General features: G+C 46.1%; 16 protein-coding genes. All 16 read right to left on the bottom strand.

Going from position 1 to position 18,937, the window contains the following annotated elements; translation table 11 throughout:
- Positions 1-49: 49 nt before the first annotated feature.
- The 16 genes from ACYVEA_RS27740 to ACYVEA_RS27665 all read right to left on the bottom strand — a co-directional run bounded on the left by ACYVEA_RS27740 (position 50) and on the right by ACYVEA_RS27665 (position 18,874).
- Complete coding sequence (locus ACYVEA_RS27740; RefSeq protein WP_461116679.1) at positions 50-2,347, bottom strand: TonB-dependent receptor; 2,298 nt, start codon at positions 2,345-2,347, stop codon at positions 50-52.
- 361 nt (positions 2,348-2,708) lie between these two features.
- On the bottom strand, positions 2,709-3,887 hold the full coding sequence (locus tag ACYVEA_RS27735) for a Gfo/Idh/MocA family protein (RefSeq protein WP_461116678.1): 1,179 nt from the start codon (positions 3,885-3,887) through the stop codon (positions 2,709-2,711).
- Positions 3,888-4,020: 133 nt separating this feature from the next.
- Positions 4,021-4,506 (bottom strand): GyrI-like domain-containing protein, encoded by a 486-nt coding sequence (locus ACYVEA_RS27730; RefSeq protein WP_461116677.1) that lies wholly within the window; start codon positions 4,504-4,506, stop codon positions 4,021-4,023.
- A 158-nt stretch (positions 4,507-4,664) separates the two neighbouring features.
- Positions 4,665-6,464: an acyl-CoA dehydrogenase family protein gene (locus tag ACYVEA_RS27725; protein WP_461116676.1), complete on the bottom strand. Its 1,800-nt coding sequence runs from the start codon at positions 6,462-6,464 to the stop codon at positions 4,665-4,667.
- A gap of 197 nt (positions 6,465-6,661) precedes the next feature.
- The gene (locus tag ACYVEA_RS27720; protein WP_461116675.1) at positions 6,662-7,840 is read right to left on the bottom strand and encodes an acetyl-CoA C-acyltransferase; all 1,179 of its coding nucleotides are present in this window, start codon (positions 7,838-7,840) and stop codon (positions 6,662-6,664) included.
- 231 nt (positions 7,841-8,071) lie between these two features.
- Positions 8,072-8,629 (bottom strand): NADH-quinone oxidoreductase subunit J family protein, encoded by a 558-nt coding sequence (locus tag ACYVEA_RS27715; RefSeq protein WP_093825470.1) that lies wholly within the window; start codon positions 8,627-8,629, stop codon positions 8,072-8,074.
- Between the two features lie 100 nt (positions 8,630-8,729).
- Positions 8,730-9,296: a NuoI/complex I 23 kDa subunit family protein gene (locus ACYVEA_RS27710; protein ID WP_461116674.1), complete on the bottom strand. Its 567-nt coding sequence runs from the start codon at positions 9,294-9,296 to the stop codon at positions 8,730-8,732.
- An 85-nt stretch (positions 9,297-9,381) separates the two neighbouring features.
- Positions 9,382-10,551 (bottom strand): NADH-quinone oxidoreductase subunit NuoH, encoded by a 1,170-nt coding sequence (nuoH, locus tag ACYVEA_RS27705; RefSeq protein ID WP_461116673.1) that lies wholly within the window; start codon positions 10,549-10,551, stop codon positions 9,382-9,384.
- Between the two features lie 77 nt (positions 10,552-10,628).
- The gene (locus ACYVEA_RS27700; RefSeq protein WP_461116672.1) at positions 10,629-11,714 is read right to left on the bottom strand and encodes an NADH-quinone oxidoreductase subunit G; all 1,086 of its coding nucleotides are present in this window, start codon (positions 11,712-11,714) and stop codon (positions 10,629-10,631) included.
- A 69-nt stretch (positions 11,715-11,783) separates the two neighbouring features.
- Positions 11,784-13,124 (bottom strand): NADH-quinone oxidoreductase subunit NuoF, encoded by a 1,341-nt coding sequence (gene nuoF, locus ACYVEA_RS27695; RefSeq protein ID WP_461116671.1) that lies wholly within the window; start codon positions 13,122-13,124, stop codon positions 11,784-11,786.
- A gap of 4 nt (positions 13,125-13,128) precedes the next feature.
- Complete coding sequence (locus ACYVEA_RS27690) at positions 13,129-13,629, bottom strand: NADH-quinone oxidoreductase subunit NuoE family protein (protein ID WP_461116670.1); 501 nt, start codon at positions 13,627-13,629, stop codon at positions 13,129-13,131.
- Positions 13,630-13,644: 15 nt separating this feature from the next.
- Positions 13,645-14,877 (bottom strand): NADH dehydrogenase (quinone) subunit D, encoded by a 1,233-nt coding sequence (gene nuoD, locus ACYVEA_RS27685; RefSeq protein ID WP_461116669.1) that lies wholly within the window; start codon positions 14,875-14,877, stop codon positions 13,645-13,647.
- A gap of 74 nt (positions 14,878-14,951) precedes the next feature.
- Positions 14,952-15,452, bottom strand: coding sequence for an NADH-quinone oxidoreductase subunit C (locus ACYVEA_RS27680; protein WP_461116668.1), 501 nt, complete (start codon positions 15,450-15,452; stop codon positions 14,952-14,954).
- Positions 15,453-15,505: 53 nt separating this feature from the next.
- On the bottom strand, positions 15,506-16,051 hold the full coding sequence (locus ACYVEA_RS27675; protein WP_093825485.1) for an NADH-quinone oxidoreductase subunit B: 546 nt from the start codon (positions 16,049-16,051) through the stop codon (positions 15,506-15,508).
- 63 nt (positions 16,052-16,114) lie between these two features.
- Complete coding sequence (locus ACYVEA_RS27670; protein ID WP_405516118.1) at positions 16,115-16,486, bottom strand: NADH-quinone oxidoreductase subunit A; 372 nt, start codon at positions 16,484-16,486, stop codon at positions 16,115-16,117.
- A gap of 207 nt (positions 16,487-16,693) precedes the next feature.
- Positions 16,694-18,874, bottom strand: a complete 2,181-nt coding sequence (locus tag ACYVEA_RS27665) for a T9SS type A sorting domain-containing protein (protein ID WP_461116667.1) — start codon at positions 18,872-18,874, stop codon at positions 16,694-16,696.
- Positions 18,875-18,937 lie beyond the last annotated feature (63 nt).

The following is an 18,937-nucleotide window of genomic DNA, read 5'->3' as shown; positions in this document are numbered from 1 at the left end:
GATTTGTGGAGTTTTATAGACTTAAGTGATGGTAGTTGAGTAAGTATTGTCAGTTTTTGTACCACTGGAAACTAAGCCCCAGAAAATAGGAACGACCATAGCTAACAGGTGCTGGACCGCTCGAACTATGCGCCCCACCCGTATCTGTCGACGTATTGGACAGGCGAGTAATGTTGAATACATTTTTAATACCAGTGGTAAGTGTCAGATACTTAGCAATCGGTTTGGTGAGTGTTAAGTCGGCCCAATGAAAGGCAGCTATTTCGGTCAGCGTAGCCGATACTTTGCCGTCGGCGGTTGCCGTCGCCAGATAGCTTGGGCGTTTGCCAGAATATTTGTAGAAAAAACTGACCTTGGTATCAATCTTTTTCAGCGCGTAAGTCAGGTTTGTGTTTACCTCTGGCGACCACATGAAGGAAGGGGGCGTACCAACTACGTAGCGGGTAGTGTCGGTTTGAGTCAGCAGATTGTTGTAGCGGCCGATGTATGAAAAGCCTACTGTAGCTTGTAAATCATTCCAGGAAAAGACGTTTTCCAACGTAATACCCGTTGTTTTGAATTTGTCGATGTTGATATTCATCGACACTCTGGGGTCGCTGGGGTCAATGCCGTAGCTGATCAGGTTATTGAAAACGTTGTAGAAGGCCCCGAGCGTCGATTTGACTTTAGAACTTGCCTGCCACGCCAGCGACCCATTAAAACTATTGGAGTTTTCGGCTTTCAGGTTAGGATTGCCGCGAATGGAATGGCTGGCGTCGAAAAAGTTGAAATACAGTTCACGTAGGGCGGGCGACCGAAAACCGCGAGCGTAGGCTAAGCGCAAGTCCAGATTATTGGCGAGCGCGAACTTGGTGTTAAGAGAGGGGATAACCGGTGGTGCGTCATAGACCGAATTCTTGATGAAGCGCAAACCCGGACGAATGCTGATGCGGGAAGTTGGATTCAGGGTCGATGAAACGAAAAAGGCGTAATCGTTGATCGTAGGCGAACCCAGAATGCGCGCACCGGAGGAGGCATCCAGATTAATATCGACACCCGGTTGTAAAGAAACGGCCGGTGATATTTTATAAGAGACCGTTGCCCGGTACGTCTGGCTGGTGAATTTTGATATATCCTGCTCGCCCAGTCCCAGCGAAAGGGTACGTAAGCCAGTGGTTAAATCCAGAATTGTCGTTTGTGTCCGACGCTGATAATCGGTCAATGACGCTTGCGCATTGAGTTGAAGACGATCACTCAGTTTCCAATCCCCCTGCAGTTGATGCACGTACCGATACGTAATGTATTTTTGATCGCTGGCTTGGTGCGTATTAACATTTTCGGCTCCCTGACTCAATAGGGCTTCTTTTAGTGCGTCCAGCCGGTAATAAACAGTTGCGTTTTCTGTCCGGTAACTAACTTTGCCATGCCCAAATAGCTGATCTTTCGGTAGCCAGTCTTTCGCACGACCTTCAGATAATCCCTGCCAGCCACCGAACGTATTGTTGGTTGCGCCTGCCGATACGCTCCAGCCTTTCTTTTGCCACGTAACCCCCACATTCTGAAGATGTACGCCTTGATTGGTCAGCAGGTTATAGTCTTTTTTTGCGGTTTCTTCCTGAATCCGGGCGGTGATGCCGAGACGCTCGTTGCCAGGTCTCCAGGTAATGATATTGATAACGCCCGCCAGTGCATCCGAACCATATGAAACCGACATAGGGCCTTCCACAATCTCGATACGTTCAATGCTGTTAACGTCTATCTGGTTCAGGCTTTCCCGCGTATCCCCCCGATCAACCATTGGTAACCCGTCCAGCAGAATTTTCACGTTGCGCCCTGACATACCCATGAGTTGAACATCGGTCGTGCCAAGTGTATTGTCATTTGAGAAACGGAATCCTAGTTCATTATTCAATACACCTACTACGTTGACGGCCGCGCGTAGACGTATACGTTCACTGTCGATAACGCGCACATTGTACACCGATTTCTTAAGTGATTGCGGCTCGTACTGACCTGTCACCACTACTTCATTTAATTGGTTTTTAGATGCGTTTAATCGGGTTGTAAAAGTGGTTTCTTTATCGTTTTCGATCAGAATGGGTTGATTAATAGGTTCATAGCCAAGCATTGAGATCTGTAATGCGTGCCTTCCCAACGCCAGATTATTGATCTGAAAGCTCCCAGCCTCATTGGTTGTCGTTCCTACTTTCGTTCCCTTTATCCGTACTGTTGCAAATTGTGCGGGCGAACCATCGGTTAAAAGAATCGTCCCCTGAACACTACCGGTTAGTTGCTGTGCCAATAGATTGCGTATGGGTAGGAATAAGAATAAGCTAAGCAGCAGTAAGTGAGTAATTCTATGTTTCATAGGGATCAACGTCACTGATTTTTGATTTTCTCAGAGAAGAATATTCTCCTTCAGTAATTAGCCTTTATTATTATTAAGACTAATTTTAAATAGTGCACAAAAGTAAAGCAGGTTTTGGCAAAGTCAAGCCTTGCTTAGATTATTTCTAAATAAAAATGATTGGATATGTAAAGAGAAGTGACGTATTACATAAAATAACTATAATTCTTGGCCCAGTAACGCCCTACGAAAGCCAACTTCTACGTATCAGGTCATTAAGCTTTTTATTATTTTATGAAGTAGTATTGAGTATATACCATAAAAAATTGGCAGCCGATCAGAAATGTTTCTGATCGGCTGCCAATTTTGTTTAAGCTAACTTCTAGGCTTTCAAATTAATTTTCTTTCCCGTTTCTGCAGCTTGATAAATGGCCTGTAATAGCCGTGTGTCACGCAAACCTTCTGCGCCTGTTATGTGGTCAGGCAAATTTTTACCGTCAAGTAGGTCTTTGCATACGCCATCCATATGGGCTGCCTGGTGGTTCACGACCGGCATATCGATGGGCCCTTTACTGGTACGACCTTTCAGTGGGCCATACCCAAAGGCGGGAGATAGTTCAAACCAGCCTTTTTCGCAGGAAGCATAGAGTCGTTCCACACCCGATATATAACTAGTCGTCGAATTGGAAACCGCACCGCTCGGGAATTCAAACTGCCAGAACATCGTCTCTTCAACATCCTTAAATTTTACGGGATCCGTTTTAGGGCCGAACTGTGCAGTCACTGAGATGGGCTCCTCGCCCGTTACGTAGCGAGCGCCCTGCACAGCGTATATGCCTACGTCCATGAGCGGGCCACCACCGGCCATACTTTTCTTCAAACGCCATTGATTTGGATCACCGCTCCGAAAACCATCACTACTTTCGACAAACTTAACTGCACCGAACACTTTTTCCCGGCCCAGTCGCATCACTTCCTGTGTGAATGGCTCATAATGAAGTCGATAGCCGATAGCCAATTGCTTGTTTGCCTTTTTGCAGGCGTCAATCATGTTCTGACAAGCTTTAGGAGTAATCGCCATTGGTTTCTCGCAAATGACGTGTTTCCCTGCCTTAGCCGCCCGAACAACGTATTCCTCATGCATCGAATTAGGCAACACAACATATACTACGTCAATGTCTTTATTATCGGCAATGCGGTCGAAGGTTTTATAATCATAAACGTTTTCCTTCGGGATGTTGTATTTCTTCATCCATTCGTCTGCCTTCGATGGTGTACCTGTCACAATTCCGGCCAATCGGCAATTTTGCGTTTGTTGCAGAGCAGGGGCGAGGAGATTCGTGCTGTAATACCCCAATCCTACCAACGCAATTCCTAATTTTTTACCAGGTTGGAACAAATTTGAGCCATCAGGCTTGGTAAATAAAGACTGAATACGTTCGTACTCGCTCTGGTACGAAAGATTTTCGGCATGACCGAGAAGCGGCAGAGACAAGGCTGATGCGCCCATGCCAAGGCTTCGCAAAAAAGTACGTCGGGAATTGAAATCGTGGTTTTTCATGAATAGCCGGTTGTTGACACTCGGTATAGCTCGCCTGAATTGCGACACGCACCGTAGCCCATAAAAAAGTACCGAAGCGGGTTTTTCTACCACTCTTCGGTACTGTCTATTATTGACTATTCAGGAGATAAGCTTAAACAAGAGCTATCTGAATTTCGGTTACACAATTCGCCGGATTGTCAAAATCAACTTTACTATAAACCTCACGAACGCGGCCATCATTCTGATAACCTTCCCGATAAAGTTGAGAAAAAAGCACCTTGTATAGTTCGCCCATACCGCTACAAGTTCCTGTATACCAATAAGATGCGCATCGAAACGTCGGAAATGCCTGATACGTAAATTGGTCAGATGGGTTACCCGGTTGGCTAATAGGCAGGACAATCTCCAATTGAAATTCATTTGTTTCGTCGCCATTGACACCTGTATAAACCCACTGTATAGGTCCCGTTACGTCCAGATTTAGCCGGGATGCTTCATGATGAAGATTCTCCGCTACGCCACCAATATGCTGTGAGAGTGTCAGTAACGTAGCACGCGTAGTGAAGGTGAGCGCCGTAAAGGCTGGTATCTCTAGTAGTTGTAAAGCATTCTCAGGAATTGACAGGTGCGTTGTCATGGCTTGTATTGGGTTTTGTGAATGACCATAACAAAGTTCGTTTGGCGTGGTGACAGCGGTATGTCAGTAGGGATTAATGAAAACTAAAAAGCCGATTCCTATTAAAGGAATCGGCTTTTTGTAAGCTTTGACAAAGTTCAAAACTTTGTCAAAGTCAATTAGAAAATATACTTGTTCTCGGCAATCATAGCGTCTGCAATCTGACGGCGGGCATCTTTGAGGTTCATAGGCTCAATTTTGGTAAACCGTTTCATTCCCATCAGCATACCTCGCAGTTCATCGCCTTCGGCGAAGGACATAACCGCTGCCCGGCCCGCACTATTGACTTTCTCAACGGCTTCGTGTAAGTAAACCAGCGCCATTTGCTTTTGCAGCGCAACGGCTTCTTCACCTTTTAGCCCAATCAGTTTTTCAACACGTAGCAACACCGATTCTGCTACGTAAATTTCAATAGCCATATCAGCTACGTTCATCAGAATTTCCTGCTCATTCGAGAGCGTCAGCATGAATTTCTGAACGGCGGCACCTGCCACCATAAGCGCGGCTTTCTTTAGATTCCGAAGTACTTTTTTCTCAGCAACGAATGTTCCTTCTTCCTCCTCCGAATTGAAGTCGGGAATCGACATAATTTCTTTGGCAACGGCCATCGCTGGTCCCATCAGATCAAGTTCGCCTTTCATGGCCCGCTTCAGCAGCATATCCACGACCAGCATTCGATTGATTTCGTTGGTCCCCTCAAAAATCCGGTTGATTCGGGCATCACGATAAGCACGGTCCATAGGTGCATCGGCTGAGTAGCCCATACCGCCATAGATCTGAACACCTTCATCAACTACATAATCCAACGCTTCAGAACCATGAACCTTCATGATGGCGCACTCAATTGAAAACTGCTCAAGCGCCTTTAATTTGGCTTTTGCATCGTCCATTCCCTGGCTTTTGAGGTCTTCAATCAGGTCGTCAATATTCTGGCCAGCGCGATAAGAAGCTGTTTCAGATGCATAAACTTTCAGCGCCATTTCGGCAAGTTTATGCTTGATGACACCAAACTGAGATATCGCTGTTTTGAATTGCTTCCGTTCGTTCGCGTAACGTATCGCGTTGTTAATGACTTCTTTGGAGCCACCAACTGCAGCAATACCCAGTTTGATACGTCCAATATTCAGAATATTAACGGCGATCTTAAAACCATTTTCGCGCTCAGACAGCAGATTCTCAACGGGGACCTTTGTGTCATTGAAGAAAATCTGGCGGGTATCGGAGCCTTTAATACCCATCTTATGCTCAGGCTCATTCATGGTTATACCTTCATAACCACGCTCAACAATGAATGCCGACAGGTTTTTGTCGCTATCAATTTTGGCAAATACAATATAGACATCCGCGAATCCACCGTTGGTGATCCACATTTTTTGTCCATTCAGAACGTAGTGTTTACCATCTTCGGTCAGCGTAGCTTTAGTCTTACCCGAATTAGCATCCGAACCTGAATCGGGCTCTGTGAGACAATAAGCAGCTTTCCACTCGCCAGAAGCCAGTTTTGGCAGGTACTTCGATTTCTGATCCTCATTCCCATAATAGACAATTGGCAAGGTGCCAATGCCCGTGTGTGCTGATAACGCCACCGAAAATGAGTGGCCCGCGCCCGTTACTTCAGCAACCAGCATGGACGTATTAAAATTGGTGCCAAAACCGCCATATTCTTCTGGAACAGAGGTGCCGAGAATCCCCAATTCACCGGCTTTGTCCATTAAGGATGAAATCAGTTCTGGAGACTTGGCGTTATCAATCTCGTTTAGACGTGGCCATATTTCGCGCTCCAGAAACTCTCGACACGTGGCCGCGATCATTTGCTGCTCTTCCGTGAATTCTTCGGGAATAAAGACCTGCGATGCTTCAGTTTCTTTAATTAGAAATTCGCCACCTTTAATGGAAGCTTTTGGTTCTGCCGCGATCATATTCAAAGGGGTTTTATTATGCTTGCATACTAATTCGTTAACAAATAAAATCAATTCAAAATTAGTATGCAAGCATACTAATGAGATTTTTAAGGACGGGCCTAAATGGCACCAAACAAAATTTCCCGAAAGCTCTGAGCTTTCGGGAAATTGGGCTACGACACGACTAAAGTGCTGTTTGGTTGAGATAGACCGCTCTAATTCAAGCGTTCAAAAATTCCGGCAACGCCCTGGCCACCACCTACACAGGCTGAAACCATACCATATTTCTGATCACGGCGACGCATTTCGTTCAACAATTGAACCGACAAACGTGCGCCCGTTGACCCAAGCGCATGACCGAGGGCAATGGCTCCACCGTTCGGATTTATTTTGCTACGATCAAGATCTAGTTCCTGAATAACGGCCAGCGATTGAGCAGCAAAGGCCTCATTCAATTCGATTAAATCGATGTCATCCTGTTTCAGGCCCGCTTTTTTAAGCGCGATGGGGATAGCGGCTACAGGTCCGATACCCATAATACGGGGTTCAACACCTGCTGTAGCGTAAGATACCATTCGGGCAATTGGTTGTAAGTGTAGCTCATTTACTAACCGTTCCGACATGACGACTACAAAAGCTGCTCCGTCTGAAGTCTGTGAAGAGTTGCCAGCTGTTACTGAGCCACCCGCTGCAAAAACCGGTTTGAGCTTGGCTAAGCCCTCAGCGCTCGTATCTTTTCGTGGACCTTCGTCCTGAGCAACAGTCCACTCGCGCGTTTTTTTCTTATTGCTCTCCGTATCGAAATACGTTTCACTCACTTTAATCGGGACGATTTCGTCGGTGAATTTACCCTCTTTTTGCGCTGCCAGTGCTTTTTGGTGCGATTCAAAGGCAAACTCGTCCTGGGCATCACGGCTGATATTGAACTGTTGGGCAACCTGCTCGGCGGTTAATCCCATGCCGATGTAATAATCTGGATGGGTTTTTGCGATTTCATAATTTAAGGCTGTCTTCCAACCCATTACTGGCACCATCGACATAGATTCGGTACCGCCCGCAATAATACAGTCGGCCAGACCAGCATGAATTTTGGCTGAGGCAATTGCAATAGCTTCCAGACCCGAGCCACAATACCGATTGATGGTCATTCCTGGGACGCTGTTTGGCAGCGAAAGAAGGGCAATATACCGGGCAATCTGCATACCTTGTTCAGCTTCGGGTACAGCGTTGCCCACAATAAGATCTTCAACGCGGGCTGGATCAAGGCTAGGGACCTGACTTAATAAATGCTTGATAACTTCAGCCGCCATGTCATCAGGGCGGGTAAAACGGAGTCCGCCACGTGGGGCTTTTCCCACAGCAGTACGGTATCCGGCTACAATGTATGCGTCCATAAAAGCGGTGCTGATTAATTGGCTAAGCAGAAAATTTATTTATTAACTAATTCTTATGGGGAATAATTACAAACTTACTGAAAATTGTTATGCAAGCATACTACCTCAATCAGGAATTATTTGATACTAATAGTATCTATGATTCCAACAGTTTCAATGAAAAAAGCCGCTCAATAAGCGGCTATAAAATCATTACAATCAGTAAAGTCAAACAAATGCCTTAGGGCCCGGTTAGAAATGACGATCACCCGTTTCACGCTTGCCCAACATCACAGCGCCAACCATGGCTATCAAAAAGAGGACTGAAGCTAGCTCAAACGGTAAAATGTAATCGCTGTAAAGTAGGTTTCCTAGCGTCTCAACTAAACCGGTTTTACTATTAAAGGGCGTCGTAGAACTCACTGTTGGCACCTGGGCACTTTTTGCCCGGAAAATAGTAATAAGCATCACCATCAGCAAGCCGCCAACAATTACTGATGCCATCTTAGTAAGATTTGTTTTTGACTCTTCATCATCTTTCCGCAAGTTCAGGAACATGATTGTGAAGAGAAACAGCACCATAATGGCCCCTGCATACACGATTATGTTTACCGCAGCCAAAAACTGAGCATTCAGCAGAATATAATGCCCTGATAGACAGAAGAACGTAGCAATCAAGGCTAATACGCTGTAAATCGGGTTCCGGGCTGTTACAACGCCAATAGCACTAAATAAAGTAAGCGCTGTTAGAATTAGAAATAAATAGCCGGTGCCCGTTAAGCCTTTGAAGAAAGTAATTATCTCAGTCATGGTTGATGCTCAAATAAGATCAAGAATGGTCAGGAATTGTCAAATGCCGTCGGAAAGTATCTACAATTTCTGACGGCATTTGATTATAGTCAACAGTTTGTTAAGTCGCGGCCCGCGTTAGGCTAGGTTCGGTTGGTGTTGCATTTACTTCGGGATTGGCAACACGAATGTAGCGATCATTCATATTTTCAACCAGGCGATCCTTGCCGTAAATTACCTCATCGCGTTCCATGAAAACCGGTACCATACGATCGTGTCGTAGATAAACGGCTTGTTTGGGACAAGCCTCTTCGCATAGACCACAGAAAATACAACGTAGCATGTTGATTTCATAAACAGCTGCGTATTTCTCTTCCCGGTACAAATTCTCTTCGCCCTTTTTACGCTCGGCAGCTACCATGGAAATAGCTTCGGCCGGACACGCAACTGCACATAAGCCGCAGGCCGTACAACGTTCACGGCCTTGTTCATCGCGTTTTAGAATATGATGACCCCGATAAATTGGTCCCAAATATCTTTTTACCTCGGGATATTGAATCGTCGGCTTTTTGCGAAAGAAGTGGCTGATTGTGATGACAAGCCCACTAATAACAGCAGGCAAATACATCTTCTCGGCCAGCGTCATTTCCTTATTGCTGACCTGTTTGGAGCGAGTTGTTAGTTGCATTCTTTTCAGTTTTTCGTTTTTTGTTGACTGTCACACGGTTCCTTCGGTGTCAGCCAACAAAAAACGAAAGCTTAAACCAGTTAAGTTAAACTGTTCGTTGCGGAATAGCCTCTCGTTTCGGAGCACGGGCTGTCGACATAACGGCCAGAACAATCATGACAATAGCAATCAGCCAGGTGGCGTATTTGAAATTATATAGCAGACCCGCGCCCGTGATCACTACGTTAAGTATGGCTAATGGAATAAACGTCTTCCAGCCCAGATTCATTAGTTGATCATATCGGAAACGTGGTAGCGTCCAGCGAACCCACATGAAAAAGAAAATGAAAAAGAAAATCTTACCGAAGAATACGGCGATCCCAATAACTGTCGCTATGTTATGTCCAGCTATGGCCCCCATTGACTTTTCAAGAGCTGCGTTGATTTCGTTAATGAATGGGTAATGGAAGCCGCCAAAATACAGCGCCGAAACAAACGCCGACGACACAAACATGTTGATGTATTCGGAAAACAGATAAAGGCCCAGTTTCATCGAGCTATATTCTGTATGATAGCCGCCAACAAGCTCTGTTTCGCACTCTGGCAAGTCGAATGGAGTTCGGTTACATTCCGCAAACGAGCAGGTCAGAAAGATGACAAAACCCAGTGGTTGGGTGAAAATATTCCACTCAAAAAAACTGGCTTGTTCATCAATAATGGCACGTAATGATAACGAGCCCGACATCATCAGAATGGCGATGAGCGATAGGCCAAGGGCGATTTCATAACTGATATTCTGTGAAGCGGCCCGTATGGCACCTAACAACGAGAATTTATTGTTCGATGCCCAACCACCAACCATAACGCCATACACACCAAGGGACACAACCCCAAAGATGTAAAGCACGCCAATGTTGATTTCGATACCCTGAACATTGACTTCATAATTCACCTTGTCCCAGACAAAGCGAATGCTGTCGCCGAAGGGAATAACGGCGCTCGACATTAGAGCCGTTAGCATAGCTAAGCAAGGGCCAAGGATAAAAAGCGATTTGCTGGCCTGCGACGGAATGAAATCTTCTTTAAAAAAGAGTTTACCTGCATCAGCGATGGGTTGCAACAAGCCCCAGGGTCCCGCTCTATTTGGGCCAAGACGGTCCTGAAGAAATGCAGCGACCTTACGTTCAGCGTAGGTTGAATAAGTCGCAATCAAGAGCGATATCCCAAAAACGGCCAGGATAATACCTCCTTTAACTAATAATACGGTTAAGTCCATTTTGAGTAAATTTCAGTTTTCGGTTTTCAGTTGGTCAATACAACGCTGAAACCGAAGTCAGTTATGCACTAAACATCTCAAGGTTCGGGGTCCAGTGCGGATGGCAGCACTTTAGCGAAGCGTTCCGGTGCCAATTGCTGAATTCCTAACTGCGACGTATCCCGCTCGTCGTGAATAGCTTTGTATTCAGCGGCCGCTAAACGCTGTCCAAAGGCTGGTTTGACCGTATCGGCCCGGTATTTGTTTGCCGAAATCACCGAACTGCGCGAAATTTTCGTTGGGCCTTCGATCGTCCAGTCACTAGTTTTCTTTTTCTCGAACCGGCAGGTGTTGCAGATGAATTCTGTTACTTCATTCCACTCGTTTTTGCGAGCCGTTACGCGGATTACGTCGTCCCCTCTATACCAGAGCGTTACGTTACCTGAGCAGGTTGGGCAGTCGCGGTGTGCATCGACAGGTTTGGAAAACCAAACCCGACTTTTGAAACGATATGTTTTATCAGTTAACGCTCCCACGGGGCATACATCGATCACGTTTCCAGAGAAGTCGTTATCAATTGCTTTTTCAATATAGGTCCCGATCTCAGAAGCATCACCCCGGCCCAATACGCCGTGAACCCGTTTGTTTGTTATCTGATCGGCGGTAAAGACACACCGATAGCACAAAATACAACGGGTCATGTGCAACTGGATATACGGGCCAATATCGTGTTTCTCGAATGTACGCCGATCTTCTTCGTAACGCGTCGTTACCTTTCCATGGTCAAACGCGAAGTTCTGAAGATCACATTCGCCCGCCTGATCGCAGACTGGGCAATCGAGCGGGTGGTTTAGTAACAGAAACTCAACAATGCCATTACGTGCATCTATTACCTGTGGATTCGTCGTATTTTCAACAACCATTCCATCTTGAACCGCCGTTAAGCACGAGGCTACTAATTTAGGCATCGGACGAGGATCTTTGGCGGATCCTGCGGCCACACGTACCAAGCAAGCCCGACACTTACCACCACTTGCTTTCAGAGGCTGGTAATAACACATTGCCGGAGGAGCCACCTCTGGGCCGATTTTGCGGGCGGCTTGTAAAATGGTCGTTCCCGGTTCTACTTCGACCTCAATTCCGTCGATAGTGACTTTTAACAACTGTGGCTTTACGTCTTCCATAAATATCGTAGTGCGGCTTTTCAGCCGCAGATCAATCATTACTAAGCGGCTTTCCAGCCGTACCACTTTTTATACTAACGCCATTTCTCCCTTATAAACAGCTCCAGGTTTAGTGGCTTCGGACGGGTAATCAATATGCCACTGGAACTCATCCCGGAAATGCCGGATGGCACTAGCCACCGGCCAGGCAGCCGCATCGCCAAGCGGACAAATGGTATTTCCTTCGATTTTTTTCGCTACGTCGACCAGCAAATCAATGTCCTGCTGATGCCCATGACCATATTCGATCCGATGGAGCACTTTTTCCATCCATCCCGTTCCTTCGCGGCATGGACTGCACTGACCACAGGATTCGTGATGGTAGAAGCGTGAGAAATTCCATGTATTACGTACAATACAGGATGTTTCGTCGAAGACAATAAAGCCGCCAGAACCAAGCATAGTCCCGGTAGCAAAACCACCGTCCGACAGTGATTCATAGGTCATTAGCCGTTTCTCTCCATTAGCTAAGGTCAGCGCTAAATTGGCGGGCAGGATGGGAACTGATGACCCCCCAGCGACAAGCGCTTTGAACTTATGGCCGGGCCGAATACCTCCGCACCATTCATCGGCATAGAGAAAATCTTCGACTGGAACGCCTAATTCGATTTCATAAACGCCTGGTTTTCTGATATGGCCTGATGCTGAAATCAATTTCGTGCCACTACTACGTCCAATACCAATGGCAGCATAGGCGTCGCCCCCGTTATTGACAATCCAGGCCGCTGTAGCAATGGATTCAACGTTATTAACAACGGTTGGGCACTGATACAGGCCCTTCACCGCAGGGAACGGTGGTTTATTACGGGGATTACCCCGTTTCCCTTCCAACGATTCGAGTAGCGCCGTTTCTTCCCCACAGATGTAAGCACCTCCACCAGGCTGCACGACCAATTCGAGATCATAGCCGCTGCCAAGAATATTTTTGCCTAAAAAACCTTTGGCTTTCGCTTCCGCAATGGCTTTTTCAAGGATATTAATAACGTACATTAATTCACCCCGGACGTAGATGAACGATTTATTGGCACCCAGCGCAAACGATGAAACAATCATCCCCTCAATCAGTAAGTGCGGAAGATTTTTCATCAGGTAATGGTCCTTAAATGTACCCGGCTCCGATTCGTCGGCATTGCAGACCAGGTAGCGGGGAACACCTTCCGGTTTAGCCAGAAAGCTCCATTTCATCCCCATCGGAAAACCGGCTCCGCCCCGGCCCCGAACGCCGGCTTTTTTCACTTCTTCAACAATGGCTTCGGGAGTCATTGTTTTTAGTGCCTTTTCAACGGCGGTATAGCCACCCTGCTTCCGGTAGACATCAAAAGTTTCGATGCCCGGCACGTTAATATGTTCGGTTAGTATTTTGGTAGCCATGAGGTTATTTCGACAATTCGTCAATGATCTCGTCCACGCGTTCGTTGGTCAGATGCATGTAATATTTTTCCCGAACCTGAAACACAGGTCCCATACCGCAAGCTGCCAGACACTCCACTTCTTTAAGTGTAAACTGACCATCTACTGTTGTTTGGCCCGTATCGATACCAAGTCGCTGCTTTAGGTGGTCGTAAACTTCTTCACCACCCATCAGGCAACAAGGCCCTGTTCGGCAGTACTCTATGACGTGTTTTCCGACCGGATTGATATGGTACATGGTGTAGAATGTTGCTACCTCATATACTTCAATCGGTTGAATATCAAGCATCCGTGCTACGTAATCCATGCCTTCGGGGCTTGTCCAGCCTTCCTGTTCCTGCAGCAGGTGTAGTAAAGGCAATAACGCTGATTTTTGCTTACCCGCTGGATAACGGGCTATAATTTCCTGCGCCTTTGTCAATCGCTCGGGCGTAAATTCTACGGCAGGGTTGGTTTCAGTTGTCATAGGTTACGGCGGATTTTATGCGTCTAGTTCGCCCGCAATGACGTTCATGCTACTCATAATCACAATGGCATCAGAAAGCGTCAGTCCTTTACACATTTCTGGGTAAGCTTGGTAATAAATGAAACATGGGCGTCGGAAGTGCAACCGGTATGGAGCCCGACCACCATCACTAATGAGGTAGAAGCCAAGTTCGCCATTACCGCCCTCAACGGCATGATACACTTCGCCAACTGGTGCGTCGATCTCACCCATCACAATTTTGAAATGATAGATGAGCGCTTCCATATTTTTATAAACTTCCTGTTTGGGAGGTAGATAATATTGTGGGGCGTCAGCGTAGTAGGCACCCTCAGGCAGGTTGTTCATGGCCTGACGAATAATGCGCATACTTTGCCACATCTCTTCGTTTCTGACCATAAAGCGGTCATACGTATCACCACTTTGCCCAACTGGAATATCGAACTCGAAATCCTGGTAAGATGAGTAAGGATTCATCACCCGAACGTCATAATCAACACCTGCCGCCCGAAGGTTTGGCCCTGTGAATCCGTAACTCAATGCCCGTTCCGCCGAAATACCACCGACATTCACAACGCGATCCATGAAAATGCGGTTGCGGTTGAAGAGGTTTTCAAATTCAGTCAGCACTTTTGGAAAACGATCCAGCAATTCGTTGATCTTTCGGATAGCCGTAGGGGAGAGGTCACGTTCCATACCGCCAATACGTCCCATATTGGTGGTTAGTCGGGCACCGCAAATTTCTTCGTAAATTTCATAGATGTTTTCGCGTTCCTGATAGATGTACAGGAAACCCGTAAATGCACCCGTATCTACACCCAAAATTCCATTACAAATCAGGTGGTCGGCCATACGCGCCAATTCCATCAGGATAACCCGGATGTATTGCGCTCGCTTCGGTACTTCGATACCCAACAGTTTCTCGACCGTCATATGCCAACCCATATTATTAATGGGCGACGAGCAATAGTTCATACGGTCGGTGAGCGTCGTAATCTGGTAAAATGGCCGACGTTCCGCAATTTTTTCAAATGCCCGATGGATATAGCCAATCGTCTGCTCGCCCGATACGATTTTTTCCCCATCCATCTGCAGAATGTTTTGGAAAATCCCGTGCGTGGCAGGGTGAGTTGGCCCCAGGTTAAGCGTCGTTAGTTCATTAACGTACTGAACAGGTCCTTGTTCGGCAGGCAGATTCTTATTGGCTATATCGAGTTCTTCAGAAACCATTTCTCAATGAGTAAAAGAGCGAAAGAGTAATAATGAATCAACAAGTTTGCCGATCATTTACTCTTTTGCATTGTTTATCGTCCAAACAGAGAATCAATTTTGTCTTCCCGGGTACCATCTTCCAGGGGATATTCTTTACGCATAGGATGGTAGTCCATCTCCTCCATATTCAAAATTCGGCGTAAGTCCGGGTGGCCGTCAAAAATTACACCAAACAGATCGAATGTTTCGCGCTCCATCCAGTTCGCGCTGGCGAAAAGAGGAATGGCGGTTGGAATATGAATATCATTTACCGACAGATAGACCTTGATTCGAAGCCGGAAGTTATTGGTGAGGCTGTGTAAATGATAGACTACACAGAACTCTTTACCAACAGAGTCGGGATAATGGATTGCCGTGATGTCAGTCAAAAAGCCGACTTGTAATGTTGGATGAGCTTTCAGAAAAGTTATCAGAGGAATGATCTGGTCCCGGCTAGTTGAAAACGTTAGCAGGTCATATGGATCATCAAAGTCACTAACGGCTTCGCCAAACTGATTTATAATTATCTGCGCAACTTCTTCGTTGGTCAGCATTTTTAAGTCGTGAATGAGTAAATGAGTGAATAGCACAGACGCTAACTCGCTCACTATTGAATATTATAAGAATTCAGTAATTTCTGATACTCATCGGTATTACGACGACGTAGCAACTCATTTTTGGCCAGTTCCTGAACCTGCATCACACCATCCAGAATTTGCTCAGGGCGGGGTGGGCAGCCGGGTACATATACGTCAACAGGAATAATACGATCGATTCCCTGCAAAACGCTATACGTGTCAAAAATACCCCCACTTGAGGCACAGGCACCAATCGCTATGACCCAACGTGGTTCAGCCATTTGCAGATAAACCTGTTTCACGATTGGGCCCATTTTCTTCGCTATTGTTCCTGCAACGAGTAACATATCGGCCTGACGAGGTGAAAAGCTCGGACGTTCTGAGCCAAAACGAGCCAGATCGTAGGTTGAGGCCATTGTTGACATAAACTCAATACCGCAGCAGGAGGTCGCAAACGGCAACGGCCAGAGCGAATTTGCCCGGGCCAACCCAATTATTTTATCGAATGAAGTAGCTGAAAATCCCGGTCCATCATAGCTTGCGGGGGCCTCAGCCAGTTTTATATCAGTTGCCATAAAACGTTGTAGTTGCTTAGTATAACAACGATTAAATATGTCCTAAAATTCATTTATTAAGACCTATTCCCACTTTAATACACCTTTTCGAATGATGTAATAGAAACCAGCCAGCAGAAGGCCCATGAAGAGAACCATTTCTATAAAACCGGTCATTCCTAACCCTTTAAAGTTAACCGCCCATGGATATAAAAAGATTACTTCCACATCGAATAAAACGAATAGGATCGCAATCAGAAAATACTTGATAGAAATTGGAGTACGGGCGTCGCCTTGAACAGGAATACCGCATTCGAAAGGATCGTCTTTTTTCTGGCTATGGCGCTTTGGACCGATGGCGTGGGTTACAAGCATGGTTGTAACAATAAAACCCAGCGCTAAACCAAGTTGAATGAGGACCGGTAAATAATCAGCCGGAACATAGGTTGCGTTCATATAAATAGTTGTGAAGACAGATACAAATGTAGCGATAAAACCAATAGACTCACGATAATGGGCCTGTCGTACTAGTGATCAACTATATCTCAAAGATACAAAAACAGGCTTGCTTTATCAACCCTATTAGAACGACTTGGATGCGCTAAAACGACTGAAGCCTTTCCGTCCGGAAAGGCTTCAGTCGTTTTAGCGAAATGTATCAGTTTATTTGTTGACGATGAAGCGTCGTGAAATGTCAAATCCAGCCGATCGTACTCGAACCAAATACATCCCTTGTGCTAAACCCGAAAGATCAAGCGCTTTACGTTCGTTAAACAGGGGAACCTGTGTTGAAAAGAGCAGTTGGCCCGTCATAGAGACTACGTCAACTTGGGCATCTTTAAGGTCTTCAAACGTTTCGAGCGTAACCATACCGGTAGTTGAGGGATTTGGATAAACACTCATTCCACCATTCGACTGGTCGAACGTAAAGCCTTTAGGTGTACTATAATTCGAATAACAGGTCAAGTTAGAGCCGTTACCCAAGGTAAATGTTGTTCTGGCACGGGCGGAGTAGTTGGCCGAAACGATTACTTTCACTACAGCACTACTTTGCGGAATCAGTTCGCCACCTCGCTGCCAGTCAAATAAATCGGGCTGGCCACCGGTTGGTGTTGGCAAAACGGCTTGTAAAGTATAGGCTCCAATTTGCTCCACACTTGGCGTGGGTACTTTAGGGCGTACGGTTAGGTTTATACTAGTCGGAGCTGATTTGCAGCCGTAAACATTTACCGCCTGCAACGAGTAAGTACCTTCTTTGTTCAGCATAATGGTTCGACCGATAACTGCACTCGTACTAACACCACTGGTACTCGTCGTTCCACTGCTCCAAAGGCCTGTACTGTTTGTCGACGTATTTGCAATCAACGCCAAAGCAGAGTCAGCGCAAATTTGCTGTTGACCAGCGATAGTAGCGCTAAGATTACTAACCCGCGATATCGTTGGCGTTACCGGCTGAATAGGGCTTTGTACGTCAATGGCAGGCGATAAAGAAGTATTACCCACATTATCTTTCAGTATAGCCCGGTAAGTACCTGGTTGAGTAACCGTAATCGTTTGGGTTGTTTGACCTGAGTTCCAGATGTACGATTTATAAGCACTTGGCAAACTAAGTGTCAATGTGTTATTGGCAGTTCCGCAGTTAACCGTAATCGCTGGAGGGGCTATTGGCGCTAATGGCCGCGAACTGGCAAAGAATACCGCATTCAGGCTTTCATACCAGGCCTGCCCTAATTGAACCAGGCCAGGGCCACCAAAGTGAACGTCACCTTCATAACGCGGAATTTGAATGTTATCCGTAAAGGGCCCCGCAAAAACGTTATTATTATACGTATTAATGACATCATTCTGCGCCTGAATAATGTTCTGGCTTACCTTTCCTACGTTATACGATGACCTTGCTAATACCCAAGCCGGATACCGATCTGTATCTGCACGAGTTTTATTAACAATATACTGCATAAGGTCCCCATAATCTTTCCGCGTAGAATTCAAGGGAACGTTATCGTTTTCGCCTTGTTGCCACAACACAGCCCGCAACCCCTGAAGAGAGCAATAATAACGTAGCGCAATCAGCAGATTAGCATAAGGCATTCCAGCCGGGAAGTTCTCGTTAGGCGTACCGATGGCAAATATGTTTTTAGTGATTTGCCCATTGGCGCTTTCAGACCAGTTTTTAATAACTGTTCCGGACCAGGCTGTATTAATAAATAACACAGGAACACCGAAGTTTTTTACAATCAGGTCGCCTAATGTTCCCCAGCACCACGCACTCTGACCGCGAGGGCCAATTAATGCCGTTGCATTAAGCTGCTGAAATGTTGGCGCTGGTGGATCATTCAGCGAATTTGCCGTCGTGTTGTCATAGGTCACACAGTTGACCCTATCGTCGGCGGCTCCTACTGCTCCATAGCCCTGAAAGCCCTGTGCATTGGACTGACCGGTGATTATAAATACTTCGCCAACCCCAATCTTACGTACCACATCACTGCCTACCACCTTACCATCCGCGAAAGCTTGTACTTCTACGCGATACCAACCGCCTTTGGCCCGTATGGAACCTTGAAAAAGTCCTCCCTGTGGTTTTCTCTGGATGGTGACCCAGTCCGTGTTTATCCCTTGTCCAGTCTCTTCTGCCTGCACGCGGGCCTGTACACTGTCGATTGGCTGATATAATCCACCCGACAAATAAATAGGAGTAGTATTATCAGTTTCTCGCTGAAAGATGGCTCGGCTTCCAGGATATGTAATTTTAATTGCCTGACTGGTGGTTTGAGCTGAAACCCGTAACCCCATGGTAATCAAACCAAATGCCAACAGGCGTAGTAAAAAATAATGGTTGTTCATTTCGTATCTATCAATGCCTGCTTTTATCAATCAAATTGCCAGTTCCCAGGATCTAAAAACAAT

It is taken from the genome of Spirosoma jeollabukense (assembly GCF_054777855.1).
The sequence above is the reverse complement of the archived record's forward strand: the minus strand, read 5'-3'. Positions and strand labels throughout refer to the sequence as shown.